Origin of the sequence: Paenibacillus sp. YPG26 (assembly GCF_023704175.1) — a bacterium.
Lineage (GTDB): Bacteria > Bacillota > Bacilli > Paenibacillales > Paenibacillaceae > Fontibacillus.
Genome location: NZ_CP084530.1, coordinates 1,909,923 through 1,929,260 on the forward strand (window position 1 = coordinate 1,909,923; position 19,338 = coordinate 1,929,260).

At 49.5% G+C, this 19,338-nt stretch carries 16 protein-coding genes; 14 read left to right on the plus strand and 2 right to left on the minus strand.

Translation table 11 applies throughout. The features are described from left to right. Positions 1–136: 136 nt before the first annotated feature. The 14 genes from LDO05_RS08990 (at position 137) to glnA (ending at position 18,410) form a co-directional block, all read left to right on the plus strand. Complete coding sequence (locus LDO05_RS08990; RefSeq protein WP_251378494.1) at positions 137–1,597, plus strand: putative amidoligase domain-containing protein; 1,461 nt, start codon at positions 137–139, stop codon at positions 1,595–1,597. A gap of 59 nt (positions 1,598–1,656) precedes the next feature. Then, positions 1,657–4,491 carry a DNA mismatch repair protein MutS gene (mutS, locus tag LDO05_RS08995; protein WP_251378495.1) on the plus strand — a complete coding sequence of 945 codons (2,835 nt, stop codon included), beginning with the start codon at positions 1,657–1,659 and terminating at the stop codon, positions 4,489–4,491. 28 nt (positions 4,492–4,519) lie between these two features. Continuing rightward, positions 4,520–6,640 carry a DNA mismatch repair endonuclease MutL gene (mutL, locus tag LDO05_RS09000; protein WP_251378496.1) on the plus strand — a complete coding sequence of 707 codons (2,121 nt, stop codon included), beginning with the start codon at positions 4,520–4,522 and terminating at the stop codon, positions 6,638–6,640. 14 nt (positions 6,641–6,654) lie between these two features. After that, positions 6,655–7,437, plus strand: a complete 783-nt coding sequence (locus tag LDO05_RS09005; protein ID WP_251378497.1) for a class I SAM-dependent methyltransferase — start codon at positions 6,655–6,657, stop codon at positions 7,435–7,437. Continuing rightward, positions 7,424–8,398: a tRNA (adenosine(37)-N6)-dimethylallyltransferase MiaA gene (gene miaA / locus LDO05_RS09010; RefSeq protein WP_251378498.1), complete on the plus strand. Its 975-nt coding sequence runs from the start codon at positions 7,424–7,426 to the stop codon at positions 8,396–8,398. Before LDO05_RS09005 ends, miaA begins: the two co-directional genes overlap by 14 nt. A gap of 25 nt (positions 8,399–8,423) precedes the next feature. Then, a complete protein-coding gene (gene hfq / locus LDO05_RS09015; RefSeq protein ID WP_251378499.1) occupies positions 8,424–8,663 on the plus strand; it encodes an RNA chaperone Hfq in 240 nt (79 codons plus the stop codon). A 140-nt stretch (positions 8,664–8,803) separates the two neighbouring features. Next, complete coding sequence (locus LDO05_RS09020) at positions 8,804–11,485, plus strand: transglycosylase domain-containing protein (protein ID WP_251378500.1); 2,682 nt, start codon at positions 8,804–8,806, stop codon at positions 11,483–11,485. Positions 11,486–11,637: 152 nt separating this feature from the next. Then, complete coding sequence (locus LDO05_RS09025; protein ID WP_251378501.1) at positions 11,638–12,198, plus strand: ribonuclease FAU-1 family protein; 561 nt, start codon at positions 11,638–11,640, stop codon at positions 12,196–12,198. Then, positions 12,182–12,805 carry a YdcF family protein gene (locus LDO05_RS09030; protein WP_251378502.1) on the plus strand — a complete coding sequence of 208 codons (624 nt, stop codon included), beginning with the start codon at positions 12,182–12,184 and terminating at the stop codon, positions 12,803–12,805. Before LDO05_RS09025 ends, LDO05_RS09030 begins: the two co-directional genes overlap by 17 nt. Positions 12,806–12,919: 114 nt before the next feature. Further along, positions 12,920–13,909 carry an AAA family ATPase gene (locus tag LDO05_RS09035; RefSeq protein WP_251378503.1) on the plus strand — a complete coding sequence of 330 codons (990 nt, stop codon included), beginning with the start codon at positions 12,920–12,922 and terminating at the stop codon, positions 13,907–13,909. 42 nt (positions 13,910–13,951) lie between these two features. After that, positions 13,952–15,241, plus strand: a complete 1,290-nt coding sequence (hflX, locus tag LDO05_RS09040) for a GTPase HflX (protein ID WP_251378504.1) — start codon at positions 13,952–13,954, stop codon at positions 15,239–15,241. A 57-nt stretch (positions 15,242–15,298) separates the two neighbouring features. Then, on the plus strand, positions 15,299–16,552 hold the full coding sequence (locus tag LDO05_RS09045) for a methionine gamma-lyase family protein (RefSeq protein WP_251378505.1): 1,254 nt from the start codon (positions 15,299–15,301) through the stop codon (positions 16,550–16,552). Between the two features lie 82 nt (positions 16,553–16,634). Continuing rightward, positions 16,635–17,048 (plus strand): MerR family transcriptional regulator, encoded by a 414-nt coding sequence (locus LDO05_RS09050; RefSeq protein WP_251378506.1) that lies wholly within the window; start codon positions 16,635–16,637, stop codon positions 17,046–17,048. A 33-nt stretch (positions 17,049–17,081) separates the two neighbouring features. Continuing rightward, a complete protein-coding gene (glnA, locus tag LDO05_RS09055) occupies positions 17,082–18,410 on the plus strand; it encodes a type I glutamate--ammonia ligase (RefSeq protein WP_251378507.1) in 1,329 nt (442 codons plus the stop codon). Here the strand turns inward: glnA and LDO05_RS18980 are convergent. Both LDO05_RS18980 and LDO05_RS09060 read right to left on the minus strand, forming a co-directional pair. Next, positions 18,315–18,605, minus strand: a complete 291-nt coding sequence (locus LDO05_RS18980) for a DUF6199 family natural product biosynthesis protein (protein ID WP_481857033.1) — start codon at positions 18,603–18,605, stop codon at positions 18,315–18,317. The genes glnA and LDO05_RS18980 overlap by 96 nt on opposite strands. Before the next feature lie 111 nt (positions 18,606–18,716). Continuing rightward, positions 18,717–19,295 (minus strand): nucleotidyltransferase family protein, encoded by a 579-nt coding sequence (locus tag LDO05_RS09060; RefSeq protein WP_251378508.1) that lies wholly within the window; start codon positions 19,293–19,295, stop codon positions 18,717–18,719. Positions 19,296–19,338 lie beyond the last annotated feature (43 nt).

The following is a 19,338-nucleotide window of genomic DNA, read 5'->3' on the forward strand; positions in this document are numbered from 1 at the left end:
AGCCCTCTTTTTTTTGTTATTTATTCTGGGATGCCGCTCGAAATACCGAGGATTGCAGCTCTGCTCATGGCAATACCCAACCGAAAGCAGGAAGCTGCATTGGAGTATGCATCATAAGGGGAACGGAGGCGGAGGAATGGAACTCAGAATCATGCTGGGGAGTAATGAGCGTTCTTCGGGAAGACTGAACGCGGTGCTGAAACGTATGGGCTATGCGCATTTGGTACTACAAGATCAGCCCGGGCTCGGCTGGACTGGGCCGCTATCCGGATCCGGCTTCCGCACACATAGCATGAATAGTAATCAGGAATTCGAAGCGAGTCTCGATCCATCAATTATGATCATGAACAAGGAGATTGGTGCATTTCAAGCAGCTGATACACAGTCCATTGAACGCAGACTTAGAACAGCGGGCATCAGAGCTGAATTGGTGGAGGGGCCGGATAAGAATGATGAGCGTGAGCGGCCGGCTTCATATATACGAAAATTCCTTGTAAGGGTCCTTCATCTTAGAGCGGTTGAGATTATTCCCTGTGGCTGGGCGGAGCGGACACTTAGATCAGCGCAGGAGAAGAGGGATCAGGGTTGTCATTCCGGAATGACAACCCTGGAACGGAGACTGGAGAAAATAGCGGTAAGGGCGCTCTACACTCTTGGTCTGGACCTTGGTGAAGTTGTGATTAGCGCCGGTGATGCCGGGACCATGGTGATTCAGCGTGTCCGTGCTCTACCTGACCTGGAAGATGAATCCGCTGCCCTACAGTTCGCCGAGGCCATTGTAGATGAGTCGGTCCGGCTTGCGCAGATCAGCTCTGAACCGCTGAAGCTCGGTATGGATCCCGAATTTCTGCTCTATAACCGGAATGAACACAAGGTGATTCCGGCTTCGAGATTCCTTGAACGGGCAGGTCTTGCAGGCTGTGATGCAGTCCGGTCAAGCGGTCGTACCCTTTATCCCATTGCCGAGCTGCGTCCCTCACCAGGCTCTGAGCCTGCCGAGCTGATCCGCAATCTTATGGGCGCAATGAAATATGCTTCACGGCAAATTCATGATACCTCACTTGTCTGGCTGGCGGGCGGAATGCCGCTCCCTGGACTTCCGCTCGGCGGTCATCTTCATTTCAGTGGTCTGCCGCTGACTAGCGGGCTGCTGAGAACACTGGATAATTACTTGGCTCTACCGGTAGCGCTATTGGAAGATGAGCGTTCTAAAGTCCGCAGACCCAGGTACGGTTATCTTGGAGATTATAGACACCAGGATCACGGAGGGTTCGAGTATCGCACACTTCCAAGCTTTCTCCTTTCCTCTCTTCTGACTAAAGGGATCGTTGGACTTGCAGCACTGATTGCTGAGGAGCATGGTCATCTGCCGTCCAGACCTCTGATCAGCGAGGACGTCCATCAAGCCTACTATTTAGGTGACAAGACCATTCTGAGAAGCGCTTTTGCTCCCCTTGAAGAGGAAATCCGCAGTATGAAGGGTTATCACCGTTATGAGAGATATATACACCCATTTCTGGAGACGATCCGCCTTGGACGGACCTGGGATGAGAGCAGGGATATTAGAACAGTCTGGAAAATAGAGCGAACCTCGTAAGCCCGACTTCTTTTCTGCTATAATAGAAGTCTGTTGAATGAAGGGACGGGAGGTACACCATGGCTAAATATACGCCGATGATTGAACAATATTTGAAGGTGAAGGAAGGCGCTAAGGACGCTTTTCTATTTTTTCGTCTAGGAGACTTCTATGAGATGTTCTTCGAGGATGCAACCTTGGCATCCCGCGAACTCGAGATTACATTAACTGCGCGCGATGGCGGGGCAGAGGGCAAGATTCCGATGTGCGGAGTTCCCTATCACTCTGCTGAAGGCTATATACACCGTTTGATTGAGAAAGGCTACAAGGTTGCTATCTGCGAACAGGTGGAAGATCCTGCAGAGGCGAAGGGCATCGTCAGGCGGGAAATTGTTCGGGTGATCACACCGGGTACCGTGATGGAAGGTAAGACAATCGGGGACAAGGCGAATAACTACCTTCTCTGTGTAACTGAAGTGGGCGGTGTGATGGCGGTATCGGCGTGTGACCTGTCAACTGGTGAGTTATATGTCACCTCCGCACCATCAAGCTTTGAATGGCTCAGAGATGAGATCGGACTCTACACACCTGCTGAAATTATCGGAGATGCGTCATTGCTGGAGTGGATTGAATCCACAGCGAACCCTGTGGGAAGACCCGTCGTCTATACCCCTTGGGATAAGCAGAAAGAGGAAATGGCACGCAAGCAATTTACCGAAGCGGTTTGGATTCGGCTGGAGGAGCAGCGCAGACACAATGTTGCTCTGCTTGTTGCGTATTTGTCGGAGACGCAGAAGCGCTCGCTTGGCCAGCTTACGCGGATAACCGCCTATGAGCCGAATCACTATATGATACTGGATCCATTTACGCGCCGGAATCTGGAACTCGTAGAGACGGTTAGAGAGAGGTCGAAGAAGGGTTCACTGCTCTGGCTTCTTGACCGGACCGAGACCTCGATGGGAGCCAGACTCCTAAGGAGATGGATTGATAAGCCGCTGCTTCAGCGCAGCCTGATTGAGGAGCGTCTTGAAGCGGTGGAGAAGCTGCACGCCGGGTATATTCTGCGTGAAGATCTGCGGGAGAAGCTTGGGGAGATCTATGATCTGGAACGTCTTGTCGGGAGGATTGCTTTCTCCAGCGCCAATGGACGCGATCTGATAGCACTCAAGAAGTCCCTGCGGCAAATTCCGGCGATCAAAGAGCTGTGTGCGGATTCACCATCTGCAACGCTTAAGCGAATCGCAAAGGAGCTGGACCGGTGCGAAGATCTCGCTGATGCCATTGATGCGGCTGTTGCGGATGAGCCCCCGGTCTCTGTGCGGGATGGCGGAATTATCAAGGCAGGATATCATGACCATCTGGATGCTCTGCGTGAGGCTGGAATGAACGGCAAGCGGTGGATTGCAGAGCTTGAGAGTGCGGAGCGGCAGGCAACGGGCATCAAGTCGCTTAAGATCGGATACAACAAGGTGTTCGGATATTACATCGAGATTACCAAATCCAATCTGGCTGCGCTCCCGGAAGGCCGCTATGAACGGAAGCAGACACTTGCCAATGCCGAACGATACGTCACGCCTGAGCTTAAGGAGAAGGAAGCCTTAATTCTTGAAGCAGAGGAGAAAATGGTCGATCTGGAATTTGCGCTGTTCAGTGAGCTGCGTGAGCGGCTGAACCAAGAGATCCCTCGCCTTCAGCAGTTGGCACAGAAGATTGCGGAGATTGATGTGTACCGGTCGATGGCCGAGATTAGCAGTGAGGGCAACTTTGTGAAGCCAACCCTTACGGACGGGTATAACCTAGTCATCGATCAAGGTCGTCACCCGGTTGTCGAGAGTGTAATGGAGGGGACAGGATTCATTGCCAATGGAACCGGTCTTCGCAAGGATGAAGCGGGAATTCTGCTGATCACAGGACCAAATATGGCTGGCAAAAGCACCTATATGCGCCAGGTGGCCTTGATCGTTATCATGGCGCAAATCGGCTGTTTTGTCCCTGCGGCCAAGGCTGAGATTCCGATGATTGACCGGATCTTCACCCGCATCGGGGCAGCCGATGATCTGATCGGCGGGCATAGCACCTTCATGGTGGAAATGGCTGATATTCAGCTCATGACAGAGAAAGCCACTAAGCGCAGCTTAATAATTATTGATGAGCTCGGGCGCGGGACCTCAACAACTGAGGGAATGTCCATTGCCCAGGCTGTCATCGAATATGTGCATGATCATATCGGATGCAAGGCACTTGTGTCTACACATTTCCATGAGCTGGCCCATCTGGAGTCAAGTCTGAGCGGCCTGAAGAATTACAGCATGGCGGTACAGGAGAGCGGGGAGAAGGTTCATTTCCTGCGCAAACTGATTCCAGGCGCGGCAAGCACCAGTTATGGCATCTATTGTGCCCGGTTGGCAGGTCTTCCTGACAGCATAATTAATCGGGCCTATGGATTGCTTCAGAGTCATGAAGAGGCGGCGCCCTTGATGACAGCCGGACAAGCTGCATATTCCGGAGCGCGGCAGGAAGCTCAGAAGACGGTTCGGGAAGAGATGGCCGTTCTGGTGTCCACGTCAGCCGCAGAAGACAGATCGTCAGAGAGGCTCATGGCCAGTTACGAAGATGAGCCTAAGTCGGCCGGAGGTAATGAAGTATCTGAACGAACTGAACGAACTGAACTAACTGAACGAACTGAGCAAACTGAGGTAATTGACCGGGCTGCAAGCTCACGGGCAAATGGCGAGGTTCAGCAGCTTTCCATTTTCGGAGATGAGTGGACTTTGGACAAGCCTGAACCAACCAAAGAGGATGCAAGAGCTAAACAGATCATTAAGCTCGTTAAGAATGCCGACCTGATGAATATGACGCCGATTCAGGCGATGCAGCTGCTAAATGATTTGAAAATGAAGGTAAAAGATATGTAAATTCCTGTGTAGAGAGTGGGGGAGCCAAATGGGACAAATTCAAATTCTGGACGAGCATATTGCGAACCAGATTGCTGCAGGGGAAGTAGTGGAGAGACCTTCCTCTGTCGTGAAGGAGCTGGTGGAGAATGCTATCGACGCGGGTGCGCGGCGAATCGATGTTACGGTAGAAGAAGGCGGGTTGTCACTTATCCGCATTACGGATAACGGCTCCGGAATCGAGCCGGAGGACTGTGAGACGGCCTTTTACCGGCATGCCACCAGCAAGCTCTTGCTAGGACGCGATCTGTTCCAGATCCGGACTCTCGGGTTCCGAGGAGAAGCGCTGCCGAGTATAGCCGCAGTATCCAAAGTGGAGCTGGTGTCCTCGAATGGGGATCATGGACTTGGGCGCCGGGTCATTATTGAAGGCGGTTCACTCAAGGAGAACGAGGATACGCCCGCTCCGCAGGGAACAGATATCTCAGTGAAGGAATTATTTTATAATACCCCGGCAAGGCTGAAATATATGAAGACGATTCAGACCGAGCTTGGGCATATCTCGGATGTGATGTATAGGCAGGCACTTGCCCATCCTGACATAGCGTTCACTTTGCGGCATAACGGCAATCAGCTGCTGCAAAGTCCGGGCAACGGGGATCTGCTGCAGGTGATTGCTTCCATCTACGGAACCCAGGCAGCCAAAGGCATGCTGGGCATTGAGGCAGAGAATGCGGATTATAAGGTCGAGGGATTCATCGGCAGGCCAGACCTCACGAGATCAAATCGCGGTGCGATCTCCATGATGGTAAATGGGCGTTATATCCGCAACCCGGGTCTTCAGGCTGCCATGATGAGAGCCTATCATACCCTGCTGCCGATCAACCGGTATCCGATTGCGGTACTGCAGCTGCATATGCACCCGTCTCTGGTGGATGTTAACGTGCATCCTTCCAAGCTGGAGGTACGGTTTAGCAAAGAGCAGGAGTTATATACTTTTCTGGAAGAAAGTATACGTGCTGTGCTATCCCAGCAGGTGCTCATTCCCCATGTAGTGAAGCAGACAGTTACCCGTGGAGACAGCCAGTCTATTATTCAGGAACAATTTAATTTCCACTCGGCTGGCAAGCAAGGGACAAACCCTGATCAACCAGGTCAGAAGACCCAGATCCCAAGCGCTGAGGGGGAGCTAACAGAACCGGGCTTGCTGAATGCGGACGGCGCATCCATAGGCAGAGCACCTTGGTTCCCGGTAAATGAGAGTCCATTTGCGGGTTATCAAGCTAGCCCCTCAGCCTCTGGTGGCAATGTGAAGGAGACGACTGCTGGCAATCAGCATGCCCCTGAACCATCAGCGGAACGGGGAGACCAAAGGTCGGGGGCATACCCGTCAGGACTACGGGGAGACAGCAGCTCCTACGGCTCTAATCCATCCGGGGATTCTAGGCATGTAAATACTTCCCGGTCCACCTCAGGCAAGGAAGGCGTTAACAGGTATAATAGCTCAGCTGCTTCGGCAGGTATCTCGGCCAGAGCGCTGCCGCCGGAGCAGCTGTACGGTTCCGCAGGAGACAAGCCGGAGCTGCCTGTCTTCCCGGAGCTGACCCTGATTGGTCAGCATCACGGCACCTATCTAATAGCCCAGAACGAGCACGGCTTATATCTGATTGACCAGCATGCGGCCCATGAGCGTGTTAATTACGAATATTATTATGAGAAATTCGGCAATCCGGCTGACGCCTCCCAAGAGCTTCTGATTCCGATTACCTTGGAGTTCACTTCAGCAGACAGTGAGAAGCTGAAGAGCCGCTTGCAGTGGTTCGAGAACGCGGGAGTGATTCTGGAGCATTTCGGGGGTGGAACATTTAGGGTCATCTCCCATCCATACTGGTTCCCGCAAGGGGAGGAGTCTTCGATTATTGAGGAAATGGCAGAATGGGTGTTAAGTGAGAGGGCCATTGATCTGGCCAAGCTGCGTGAACGCTCATCCATACTTTGCTCTTGCAAGGCCTCAATTAAAGCCAATCAGAAGATTACAGCGGAGGAAGCGAATACCCTTCTGGCCAGGCTTGCCGCCTGCAAACAGCCTTATACGTGTCCGCATGGACGGCCTATAGTAGTCTCCTTTTCGACTTATGATTTGGAGAAAATGTTCAAACGAGTGATGTGAACGGAGGAAGAAGATTGATTATTACAACAGGTGATAATGAGGCTTCAGGGACGGTAAGCCGCGCGGCAGCGCTGTCCCAAGAGCTCGGTGTCCCTTACGTTCCAAGAAGCCGGACTTCATTATCCAAATTGATATCCCGTCATCAGGCCGATGCTGTACTGGTCATCCTGGAGAGAGGAATCCGGATCGTGAGCGCAGAAGGCGAGCCGCTCGAATTTCATCCGAGCATGTCTTTTGTCAGAGCCAAGCGGCTGATGAGGGGAGAACCTGATCATATGCTTGAGGTTTCGAGGGCGAAGCGGGGAGACAGCATTATAGATTGTACTTCAGGACTGGGATCTGACTCGATTATATTTTCACTTGCAGTTGGAGAAGAGGGGAGTGTTACTGCGCTGGAGAGCTCGCTTCCCATCTACGGGTTGCTCAAGGAAGGTTTAACAACCTACCAATCTGGGTTAAAAGAGTTTGACAAGGCAATGCGCCATATTGAAGTCAAGCATGCCGATCATCTCCAGCTGCTTGGTAAGCTTCCGGATAAGAGCATGGACATCGTCTACTTCGACCCTATGTTTCGGGAACCGGTGAAGGAATCCTCCTCCATTTCACCGCTTAGGACTTTTGCCAATGGAAGTCCCCTGGACAGCAGATCTATAGAGGAGGCCTGCCGGGTAGCGCGAAAGACCGTTGTCCTGAAGGAGAAAAGAGACAGCGGCGAATTCGCCAGACTGGGGTTCACAGTGCATGAACGTGCCCATACCAAAATAGCTTACGGAGTGATTACGCTTGACAACAGATAAGAAACCCAAACTGCTAGTCCTTGTCGGACCTACTGCGGTTGGCAAGACACGCATGAGTATTGAGCTGTCCAAAATGTTCAACTGTGAAATTATATCGGGGGACTCCATGCAGGTATACCAAGGGATGGATATCGGAACAGCCAAGATTACGCCGGCCGAAATGGATGGCGTGCCTCATCATTTGATTGATGTGCTCACTCCTGATGAGCCTTTCTCTGTAGCCCTTTTTCAGGACTATTGTAACAAGCTTATCCCTGAGATCACTTCCCGAGGGCATTTGCCCTTTATTGTCGGAGGAACGGGTCTGTACGTGGAATCCGTCTGTTATGAGTTCAAATTCACGGACGCAGCCGCGGACGAAGTGTTCCGGGAGGAGCAGCTCAGGTATGCAGAGGAGCATGGGGCAGAGGCTCTTCATGCCAGATTGGCCCTTATTGATCCAGAGTCCGCTCAGCGGCTTCATCCCAATGACCAGCGAAGAATTGTCCGAGCCCTTGAAATTTATCATTTAACGGGTCAGACCCTCTCATCCCAGCTTGCCCTGCAGAATAAGCAATCTCCGTATGATCTGTGTATCATCGGTTTGACAATGGACCGTCAATTGCTATATAACCGTATAGAAGCACGCATTGACGAGATGATGGGCCAGGGGCTGGTTCAGGAAGTTAAGTCACTGCTTGGCAAAGGCTATGCCAGGAATCTTGTGGCCATGCAAGGGCTTGGCTATAAGGAGATTGCCGAGCATTTGGTTGACGGGGTGCCACTAGAGGAAGCTGTATTCAAGCTGAAAAGAGACACGCGGCGATATGCGAAGCGGCAGCTTTCGTGGTTCCGGCATATGCATGACATTCATTGGGTGGACATGACATACCCGGAAAATTACCCGGAGAATTTGGCGAAAGTACGTGCTATAATAGCAGGAAAGTTCCTTGAAGATCTTGAATATACTTCAAAACACTAATTGAAACTCATTGGGGGTACCGCTAATGAACAAGTCCATTAACATCCAAGATACGTTTCTGAATCAATTACGCAAAGAGAATATCCCTGTTACTGTATTCTTGACAAATGGTTTTCAAATTAGAGGGACGATTAAAGCCTTTGACAACTTCACCATTGTCATCGATAGTGATGGACGCCAACAAATGGTGTACAAGCACGCCATTTCCACATTCCAGCCGCAGCGTAACGTCTCTTTGATGCAAGAAACGCCTTCTGAAGGCTAAGAACTAACATGAAACTTTTTTGAACAAAGCACGTTAAAAGGTATAAGATGAAGAGATGGAGCAACCTGAAGAAGGTTGTTCTTTTCTTTCCGTCCTTTATAGAGAGAGAAGATTGACATGAAGGGAGTCAGTACAGAACCATGTCTACGAACAATAACAGACCGTCTTCCAGACTTTCGAGGTCGAATCCGTCTGGAGGCAGCGAGAACACAGCTAAGTCAAAGGGAACGAAGCAGAAGAAAAAGATCACGACAAAGCGTGTGCTTTGGACCATGTTTTTCACCATGGCGTTTGCAGTCATCTGTGCAATTGGCGGTTATATATTCATATCTATTAATGGTGAGAAAATTCTGAGCGAGAACCAGGATAAGCTGACGATTTATGAGACTTCGAAAGTATATGATCGCTCAGGCAATTTAATGGGCGAGTTATCCATTACCAAGAGTGAGCCTGTAGATATCAAGCAGATTCCTAAGCTTCTGCAGGATGCTTTCATTGCAACGGAGGATAAACGGTTCATGGAGCACTCCGGTATCGATCTCTGGTCGATCGGCCGTGCAGCGGTGAAGGACATAGTCGCGCGCTCCAAAGTGGAGGGTGGAAGTACAATTACCCAACAGCTTGCGAAGAATATGTTCCTCTCGCGCGATAAGACCTTTTTCCGTAAGGCAACAGAAGTGTCCATTGCCATGGCTTTGGAGCGTAATTTCAGCAAAGACAAGATTCTCGAAATGTACCTGAACCGGATCTATTTCGGTCAAGGCTCTTATGGGATTAAAGCCGCTTCTCAGCGTTATTTCGGCGAGGGTGATTTGAATCAGCTGGAACTATGGGAAATCGCTACGCTTGCAGCGCTTCCTAAAGGCCCATCCGCCTATAATCCAGTGACGAATCCGGAGCTGTCCAAGAGCCGCCGGGGCATCGTGTTGGACCTGATGCTTGATCAGGGATATATTACGGCAGCCCAGCGTGATGAAGCGAAGAAGGTGGAGTATGATTATACACCTCCGAAGAAGAGCCAGAATTATCTCGCCTTCAAGGATTACGTGATGAAAGAGGCGGAAGCGAAGACAGGTCTGACGGAAGATCAGCTGAACCGCGGGGGTTACAAAATCTATACAACCATGGATAAGCAGGCTCAACTGGCTGTAGAGAAGGCTTTTGCAGATGACAGCAATTTTGAGCAAAGCAAGGACGACCAGCAGGTGCAGGCAGCGGTTGTCATCATGAACCACCAGAATGGCAGCTTGGTTGCTCTGCAGGGCGGGCGCGATTATGAACGCAAAGGCTTCAGCCGGGTCGAAGCCAGACGTCAGCCTGGATCGGCTTTCAAGCCAATTGTTGACTATGCGCCAGCACTGGATACGAAGAAATTCACTCCGAACTCCTTGCTCAGCAATGAGAAGCAGTGCTTCGCGAATGGAACCTATTGTCCGGGTAACCTGCACGGATATTCCAAGACGATTGGAATGGCAGCTGCCTTGGAAGAATCCGCGAATATCCCTGCAGTGTGGCTCCTGGATCAAGTGGGAGTCAAGACGGGTGTCGAGTATGCCACCAAGATGGGCATAACGATGGATCCTAATGACGCGAATCTCGCCATAGCCCTTGGGGGTCTGACCAAAGGAACGAATACACTTGAAATGGCAGAGGCCTATAGTGTATTTGCGAATGGGGGATACCATAATCCTGCCTACTCCATCAAGAGCATTGTAGGACCAGAAGGCAAGGACGTATATACCTACAATCCTCCGGAGCCAGAGTCTGTCCTAGGTTCTGACACGGCGTACTATATGACCGAGATGATGGAGAGGGTAGTTACAAGCGGAACGGGTAAGCGCGCAAGCTTGGGAGGACGTCCGGTGGCCGGCAAGACCGGAACAACCCAACACGGAATCAAAGGCCTGAACAGCAGCCGCAACCGGGATGCATGGTTCGTCGGCTACACGCCGGAATGGACTGCCTCTGTCTGGATGGGTTACGACAAGCCGGACAAAGACCATCTTCTCAAAGGAAGCAGTGGACAGTCAGCGGCACTCTTCGGCACCATCATGAAGGATGCGCTTAAGGATGTTCCAATCAAGGATTTCCCGGTCCCAAGTAACCTTCAGAAGAAGGAAGAGGAGCCTGTTCAACAGGTAAATACTACAATTAGTGGACTTGCCGGAGCCTTCAACCAGGATACGGGTACTGTACTGTTAAGCTGGAATGGAGTCGATGTGGCAAATGTGAAGTACCGCGTATATCGCAAGGAAGCTTCTGAATCCGGTTATACTCAACTGCTGGAAGCTGATTCAACGTCAGTAGAAGATGTAACGGTAATTCCGGATACAACTTATGAATACTACGTTACTTACGTAGATCCTGCTACAGGCCTGGAAAGTGAGAAATCGGCTGTGACCCAGGTATCGACACAGCAAGCCGCGCCGCCTGTAGTCGAACCTGAGCAACCGGATCCAGTTAATCCGGATGATAACACCACAGATCAAGGAAATAATCCGGATAACAATAATGGAAATGGAAACGGCAACGGGAACAGCAATGGTAACGGGAATGGTAATGGTAACGGCAATGGGAAAGGGAACGGAAACGGGCAAGGCGGTGATGATCAAGGGGGAGGCACTGGCCAGGAAGATCAGACAGGAGGAACCGATCAAGGTTCAGGTACTACGAACCCTGACACGACCACGCCTGGAACTACGACTCCAGGCACGACCACACCGGGTACTACTTCTCCAGAAACGGATACTGGAGGAACCTCTAATGATTCCTCTGGAACGGATGCTGGTGCTCAGACCCAGGGTACCAATTCAGGAAGGTAATTCTTCAAGATACAGATAACTATGAGGCCCCGTGATCTAATCATATAGATCACGGGGCCTTTTCTGGCATAGAAGCGTATAATTACTGATTTGGTGCGGCTTAGTGAAATATGGTAAGCTGAATGTAAGAAGAGAGTGAAAGGGTAATTTTCATGAAGCGAAAATTTGGAGACCGGGCGAACTGGCGCCGTGTGACCCGGCGCCAATTCACATCACGTTATGTGGATAATGAAAATTTCACCGGTTACATTACATTGTACAGTATTCAAGCATTGAAAGAGCCGCTGTGGAAGTCTTATGGTAATCACACTTTCAGAATTGCAGACAAGGGCTATTCCTGGTTGCAGTACTATCCGAAAGGCTCTAATTTTATCGTTACAGCGATGTTTGATGATAGACAGCAAATTATTGAATGGTATATAGATATTTGCAAAAGTCAAGGGATCACCGACCAAGGAGTACCCTGGTTCGATGATCTATACTTGGATATCGTTGTTCTCAAGAATGGAGAAGTGTTCGTGCTTGACCAGGATGAGCTGGATGAAGCCCTAACCCAAAGGCTGATCTCTCCGAGAGACTATGAGCTCGCCGCCAAGACTACCCGTGAGCTGCTTCATGCCATTGATGCCCATACCTTCCCTTTCTTTCTGATGTCGCTGGAGCATCGGCGCAGTGGGTTCCTTGAGGAGAAAGATCATGATTCGCTCCAATAAGCCTTATGTGCTTAACAAAATCATCCGCGGAATTATTTTGGCAGCTGTGCTTGGCTGTCTATGGCACGGATACGCATGGTATCAGATTGGCTGCTTACCCAGTACGGAAGTCCATGGCAAGGCTGATGCTGGAATCGTGCTGGGTGCAGCCATGTGGGGGGATGTGCCCAGTCCCGGGCTTAGAGAGAGGCTTGATCAGAGTCTGAAGGAATACCGGGCGGGTTCTTTTCGGTATTTCATCGTTTCGGGAGGACTGAACGCATCGAGATCAAGATATACCGAGGCGGAAGGTATGGCTAAGTATTTAAAAGATCACGATGTTCCAGCCCAAGCGATCCTATTAGAGAATGAAGCGACCAATACTTATGAGAATCTTTTTTTCAGCAGGGAAATAATGAAGCGGTATCAACTGAACACGGCCATCATCATTACCCATACTTTTCACGGAAGGCGTGCGAAGGAAATGGCCGAATCTCTTAGTTACATAGACCCGCAGCTGAGCTTGGTAGAATCCAAGGTGCTGAAGAAAGTACCCAATCATTTTAGAGAAATATTAGCCTATAGCAAATGGACGCTGATTAAGCTGGGCATTCCTCTCTCTATATAACGTATCCAGCCATACGGCATACATTTCTATGACAAACTTCTAATAACCCTTGCATAGAAGGAATACAATCTTATAGTAGTTATCTGCCCCTACTCTAAGATGAGGTGATGCCGCATGCAAGGGCGTGTTGTGGCCGCTGGCGGCCGTTCTGAAGAGAGGCCATCCAGACAGATCAATATTATTCTGCGAAATAGTGATCCTCCTGTCATCTCACAGGCACTTCCTGATTCCGAACCTGCGGGGGTGTCCAAGACTGCCGGACAGCACCAGGGAGTTTTTGCCGAGATACAGAAAGAACTGGATTCATTAATTGGCCTAGAGAACATTAAGGAATTGGTATACGAAATATTCGCTTTGCTCCAGGTTAAGCAGCTGCGGACAGAGGCGGGTCTGCTGGCGGGTTCTCAAGTCTACCATATGATCTATAAAGGGAATCCCGGGACAGGCAAGACCACAGTAGCCCGAATTGTTGCCAAGATGTTTCAGAAGATGGGGGTACTAAGTAAAGGTCATTTTATTGAGGCGGAGCGCGCTGACCTTGTTGGTGAATATATCGGACATACTGCACAAAAGACGCGCGATTTGGTTAAAAAAGCTATAGGCGGTATTCTTTTCATTGATGAAGCATACAGCCTGGCTCGCGGTGGAGAGAAGGATTTTGGTAAGGAAGCCATTGATACATTGGTGAAGGCCATGGAGGATTACAAGGATCAATTCATACTCATCTTAGCCGGGTATTCCGGTGAAATGGAGTTTTTCCTGCACACTAATCCTGGACTTCCCTCACGCTTCCCGATTCAGATTGATTTCCCGGACTATTCCATTGATCAGTTAATTCAAATATCCGAGAGCATGGTCAAAGAACGTGATTATATCCTCATGCCGCAGGCGATACTCAAATTGAAGCAGCACCTCGCTGCAGAAAAGAGTGAAAGCCCTCACGCGTTCAGCAATGCCAGATATGTGAGGAATGTAATTGAGCGTTCCATCCGCCATCAGGCTGTTCGTCTATTGAATCAATATTCAAGCGGCTCTCCGGGCAAGCTTGAGCTAATGACCATACGAACCGAAGATTTCAAATTTGACAAGATTAGTAACAAGTAGATCTTACACTATATCGTTGTCGCTTAAAGGGAGCAATGATCTATGAGAAATTCAACCTATGAGACAAAGACCACACTGCCGGACAAGGCAGTTCTGGTGAGTCTGGTAACAAACGAAGTTAAACGCAGTGGAATCGATCCCGAATATTCACTTAATGAGCTTGTTCAATTGGCAGAGACCGCAGGCGTTGAGATTGCGGATGTAATTGTGCAGAACCGGGAGACACCGGATACGAGATGGTTCATTGGTAAAGGTAAGGTGGAAGAGCTTCGGGCAGCGATTGATGCAATGGGAGCCAATACCGCGATATTTGACCAGGAGCTGTCAGGTGCCCAGGTCCGCAATCTGGAAGAGACACTTGATGTCAAAATCATCGACAGAACCCAGCTTATCCTGGATATATTCGCTCAGCGGGCCAAGACTCGTGAAGGGATCATCCAGGTTGAGCTAGCACAGCACAGTTACTTGCTGCCTCGACTCTCGGGGCATGGCAAGAACTTGTCGCGCCTTGGAGGCGGTATCGGTACCCGGGGCCCAGGGGAAAGCAAGCTGGAGACAGACCGCAGACATATCCGGAACAGAATCAGTGAGCTGAAGGCCCAGCTTGACGAGGTAACCAAGCACCGCAAGCTGCACCGGGAACGCCGCAAAGAGAATGGAGTTGTACAGGTAGCGCTCGTGGGATACACGAATGCTGGTAAATCCACACTTCTCAAGCAGCTGACGGCTGCGGATGTGTATATTGAGAACCAGCTGTTTGCTACGCTTGATCCGACTTCACGGGCCTTGATTCTGCCCAGCGGGAAGGAAGTCGTCTTGACAGATACCGTTGGTTTCATACAGAATCTCCCGCATGATCTTGTTGCGTCCTTCAGGGCTACGCTGGAAGAAGCTAATGAGGCGGATCTCATCCTGCATGTCGTTGATGCTTCTTCTGACACAAGGGATGAGCAGATGAAGGTTGTTGACCGTATATTGAATGATTTGGGTGCAAGCGGGACTCCGCAGGTGGTTCTGTACAACAAGAAGGACCTTTGTACGCCTGAACAGCTGGAGCTGCTGCCGTCCGGTGAAGATCATATCAAGATTAGCGCCTATGATGAGAAGGATTTGGAGATCATCCGCGAGGTTATCCAGGACAAATTAACCGGCGAGACGGTAACTTTCCGCATTCCGGCAGCTCGCGGGGACCTAAGCTCAGTCATCTATAGAGTTGGCGATGTGATCGGGCAAGAAATTGAAGAAGACGATTTGCTGTTTGAAGTAAGACTGAACCAAGCAGATTATGAGAAGCACGGTTACCTTTTGAAGGAATATGAAGTGCGTTCATAAAAGGATCCGTTAAATATATTTTGCGACAGCTAATGGGATAACGAGAGGATAATGGGAATGGCCGTATTTTCAGATCAGATTATGAAATGGATGGAGCTTGCCGAGACGAAGGCGGCTTCAAGATTCAAGGCGATTGACCGGATTGTAGATACCAACCAGTGGAAAGTCATTGAGGCTTTCAAGAAGCATCAGGTTAGTGATTTTCACTTTGCTGGTTCTACTGGATATGCCTACAATGATCGCGGACGTGAGGTGCTTGATCTTGTATACGCAGAGGTGTTCGGAGCAGAAGCCGCATTAGTCAGACCGCATTTTGCTTCTGGAACTCATACTATTGCCACTGCCCTGTTCGGTGTTCTGAGACCAGGGGATGAGCTTTTGTATATTACAGGACGTCCGTACGATACACTTCACAAGGTAATTGGTAAGCCTGGAGACGGTACCGGGTCTCTTGGGGACTATGGTATCCTTTATAAGGAAGCTGCGTTGCTTGATGATGGTGGTGTAGATTGGGACCTGGTATCCAGCTTAATTACAACGGCCACTAAAGTTATCGGGATTCAGCGTTCAAGAGGATACGATTGGAGAGATTCGTTCCGGGTTGACCAAATTGAAGAGATGGTTAAGCGGGTAAAAGAAATCAAGCAGGATGTCATAGTATTCGTGGATAACTGTTACGGCGAGTTCACAGAAGATCGGGAGCCCACAGAGGTGGGCGCCGATCTTATTGCGGGATCCCTTATCAAGAATCCCGGAGGTGGTCTTGCCGAGACAGGTGGGTATATCTGCGGCAAGGCTGAATACGTCGAACTCGCTGCATACCGGCTGACGGCTCCGGGTATTGGCGGGGAAGTGGGTGCCATGCTGGGCACAACAAGAGGGATCTATCAAGGATTATTTATGGCTCCTACGATTGTTGGACAAGCCGTCAAAGGCAGCGTGATTGCAGCAGCAGTATTTGAGCAGGCTGGGTTCGAGAGCAAGCCGAAATGGGATGAACCCAGAACGGATCTGATTCAGGCTATCGCTTTCACGTCTTCAGCCCACCTAATTGCCTTTGTCCAGGGCATTCAACGCGCTGCGGCGGTGGATGGGCATGTTGTGCCCGAAGCCTGGGACATGCCCGGGTATGAACATCCTGTGATTATGGCCGCCGGAACCTTTATCCAGGGTGGCAGCCTTGAGTTGTCTGCGGATGCGCCTATTCGCGAGCCTTTCATTGCTTATATGCAAGGTGGGCTAACCTATTCCCATGTGAAGTACGGCATACTTACAGCACTTCAAAATATGATTAATCACAATTTATTGTGAGCATTCCTAACATGTGCTTGACACTGTAAGACAATATGACATAGAATGGGATTATGATTATTTAAGTGGAAGGTTGAGAGCGATGGGTGATGAAATTCGTAGAAATATGGCCTTGTTTCCAATTGGGATCGTAATGAAGCTTACTGATTTGTCGGCCCGTCAGATTCGCTATTACGAGCAGCATCAGCTAATCGTGCCAGCGAGAACTTCTGGTAATCAGCGTCTCTTCTCCTTCAATGATGTCGAGCGTTTGCTCGAGATCAAAGCATTGATTGACAAAGGCGTGAATATAGCCGGGATTAAGCAGGTAATGACCCCGATGATCAAAGAGTCACAGGAAGCGACAGTAATTACGAATGACACTGAGGAGAAACGCAAGGTTCTGACGGACTCACAGCTCTATCGTATGCTCAAGCAGGAACTCGTTACAGGTGGCAAGAGACCAGGTCAGGTTTCACTGATTCAAGGAGAGTTATCACGGTTTTTCAAGCAATAACCATATAACTTAATCACAAAGGGAGAGGGTACAGTGAGTTACACAAAAGAAGATATTCTTCGTATTGCCAAGGAAGAGAATGTCCGTTTCATTCGTTTGCAATTCACAGATTTGCTTGGAACAATCAAGAACGTTGAGATTCCGGTAAGCCAACTGCCTAAAGCACTCGATAACAAGATGATGTTTGACGGATCTTCTATTGAAGGTTATGTCCGCATTGAAGAGTCTGATATGTACTTATATCCTGATCTTGAGACATGGGTTATCTTCCCGTGGGTAGCAGAAGATCGTGTTGCCCGTCTCATTTGTGATGTCTATATGCCAGATGGTACACCATTTGCTGGTGACCCACGCGGTATCTTGAAGCGTAACCTGGCTGAAGCTAAGGAGCTTGGTTACACCTCTATGAACGTTGGTCCTGAGCCGGAATTCTTCTTGTTCAAGACAGACGAGAAGGGTAATCCAACGATGGAGCTGAATGACCAAGGTGGTTACTTCGACCTTGCGCCTACAGATCTTGGTGAGAACTGCCGCCGCGAGATCGTTCTTACTCTAGAAGAAATGGGCTTTGAAATCGAAGCTTCCCACCATGAAGTTGCACCTGGGCAGCACGAGATCGATTTCAAATATGCTGATGCTGTGAAAGCGGCAGACCAGATTCAGACCTTCAAGCTGGTTGTAAAAACAATCGCTCGTCAGCATGGTCTCCATGCAACATTTATGCCAAAACCGTTGTTCGGTGTGAACGGTTCCGGTATGCACTGTCACCAATCCCTGTTCAAAGGTGATGTGAACTCGTTCTACGAGGAAAGTGATACTCTGGGCCTTAGCCAGACTGCCCGTTATTACATGGCTGGTATACTGAAGCACGCTCGTGCTTTTGCAGCGATTACTAACCCGACAGTGAACTCATACAAACGTCTGGTTCCTGGTTACGAAGCGCCTTGTTATGTAGCATGGTCCTCCAGTAACCGGAGTCCAATGATCCGTATCCCTGCTTCCCGTGGTCTGGGGACTCGTGTCGAGGTTCGTAACCCGGATCCGGCTGCAAATCCTTATCTTGCGCTTGCGGTAATGCTTAAAGCAGGTCTTGATGGAATCAAGAACGAGATTCCTCTTGTAGATCCAGTTGACCGTAACATCTATGTAATGTCAGAGGAAGAGCGCGTTGAAGAGGGCATTCCTAGCCTTCCATCTGATCTGAAGGAAGCACTAGGTGAGCTGATTCGCAGTGAAGTGATTACCGAAGCCCTTGGCGATCATGCACTATCCCACTTCTATGAACTCAAAGAAATTGAGTGGGATATGTTCCGCACTCAAGTTCACCAATGGGAACGTGACCAATATATTACTTTGTACTAAGATTGAGAGAACCCCTGGCGCTTTAAGCGGCAGGGGTTCTTTTTTAGTGGAAATTCCAACCAGACATAATACAATTCCCACGATCCCGCCTAACTGGACCATAACCAAGTATGCCTCGCATCGCTCAGAATCTCCTTCAACCTTCCATCCTTCATTAATATACCATCCCCAGTATGGCTTAAATAACTGAACCACGCCAAGAGATAAGGTTGTGGGCCTAATAGGAGCACCATTTGATCATCCACTTATTAAATATAACGTCAAAGCTAGTGAATTATTCCAGATGGGCATCTAACAGAACGTTAACTACTGTTCGTCTGCTCGGTAGATTGAGAGGCGCGGCCAAATACGATCCCATTGCTTTTGGTCCATCCGTTGTTCGTATACTCGCAACCTTTCAGGAGTGGCCTTGAAGAAAGGAGTTGGTTGTACTTGAAGATCAATAAGGTCTTGAATTCCCCAAGGGGCAGTCAGTATAACAGCTCCGCTAGAGCTTAAGGAAATCCCAATAGAAGTGGCTGTCTCTGGGAATTTAGATATGGCATCTTCACTTGATTTGTAGGGTGGAAGGTTGTTAGGTATATGCATGCGCGCTTGATTCTTGATAGACCAAGGGAGGCCTGGTTGAATGGATAGCAGCCTCTGTTCCAACTCCTTCTCATATGCCTCATTCGGATTATTTGGATCAAAGAAGATTACATCAATGTCAGCGAGAGGGGTAGGACTGGAATAACCATGCACAACATCCCAGAGCTTCGAGCGGATGGCGCCCGCACAGATCCACCAATCCGGCAGCTCTAATCTGGCAGCAGCCTTTAGCAGGCTTAACATCCATTCATCATGTTCAATTAGACAGATAATGTCCTCTTCAGTACAAAACAGCATAGGTACCCCCTTATTCACGTTAAGAACATACGTTCTAATAATT

What these genes read in the sequence shown, in the direction of transcription:
- LDO05_RS08990 (WP_251378494.1), top strand. Translation starts at nt 137, where the DNA reads ATGGAACTCAGAATCATGCTGGGGAGTAATGAGCGTTCTTCGGGAAGA.
- mutS (WP_251378495.1), top strand. Translation starts at nt 1,657, where the DNA reads ATGGCTAAATATACGCCGATGATTGAACAATATTTGAAGGTGAAGGAA.
- mutL (WP_251378496.1), top strand. Translation starts at nt 4,520, where the DNA reads ATGGGACAAATTCAAATTCTGGACGAGCATATTGCGAACCAGATTGCT.
- hfq (WP_251378499.1), top strand. Translation starts at nt 8,424, where the DNA reads ATGAACAAGTCCATTAACATCCAAGATACGTTTCTGAATCAATTACGC.
- LDO05_RS09020 (WP_251378500.1), top strand. Translation starts at nt 8,804, where the DNA reads ATGTCTACGAACAATAACAGACCGTCTTCCAGACTTTCGAGGTCGAAT.
- LDO05_RS09025 (WP_251378501.1), top strand. Translation starts at nt 11,638, where the DNA reads ATGAAGCGAAAATTTGGAGACCGGGCGAACTGGCGCCGTGTGACCCGG.
- LDO05_RS09030 (WP_251378502.1), top strand. Translation starts at nt 12,182, where the DNA reads ATGATTCGCTCCAATAAGCCTTATGTGCTTAACAAAATCATCCGCGGA.
- LDO05_RS09035 (WP_251378503.1), top strand. Translation starts at nt 12,920, where the DNA reads ATGCAAGGGCGTGTTGTGGCCGCTGGCGGCCGTTCTGAAGAGAGGCCA.
- hflX (WP_251378504.1), top strand. Translation starts at nt 13,952, where the DNA reads ATGAGAAATTCAACCTATGAGACAAAGACCACACTGCCGGACAAGGCA.
- LDO05_RS09045 (WP_251378505.1), top strand. Translation starts at nt 15,299, where the DNA reads ATGGCCGTATTTTCAGATCAGATTATGAAATGGATGGAGCTTGCCGAG.
- LDO05_RS09050 (WP_251378506.1), top strand. Translation starts at nt 16,635, where the DNA reads ATGGGTGATGAAATTCGTAGAAATATGGCCTTGTTTCCAATTGGGATC.
- LDO05_RS09060 (WP_251378508.1), bottom strand. Translation starts at nt 19,295, where the DNA reads ATGCTGTTTTGTACTGAAGAGGACATTATCTGTCTAATTGAACATGAT.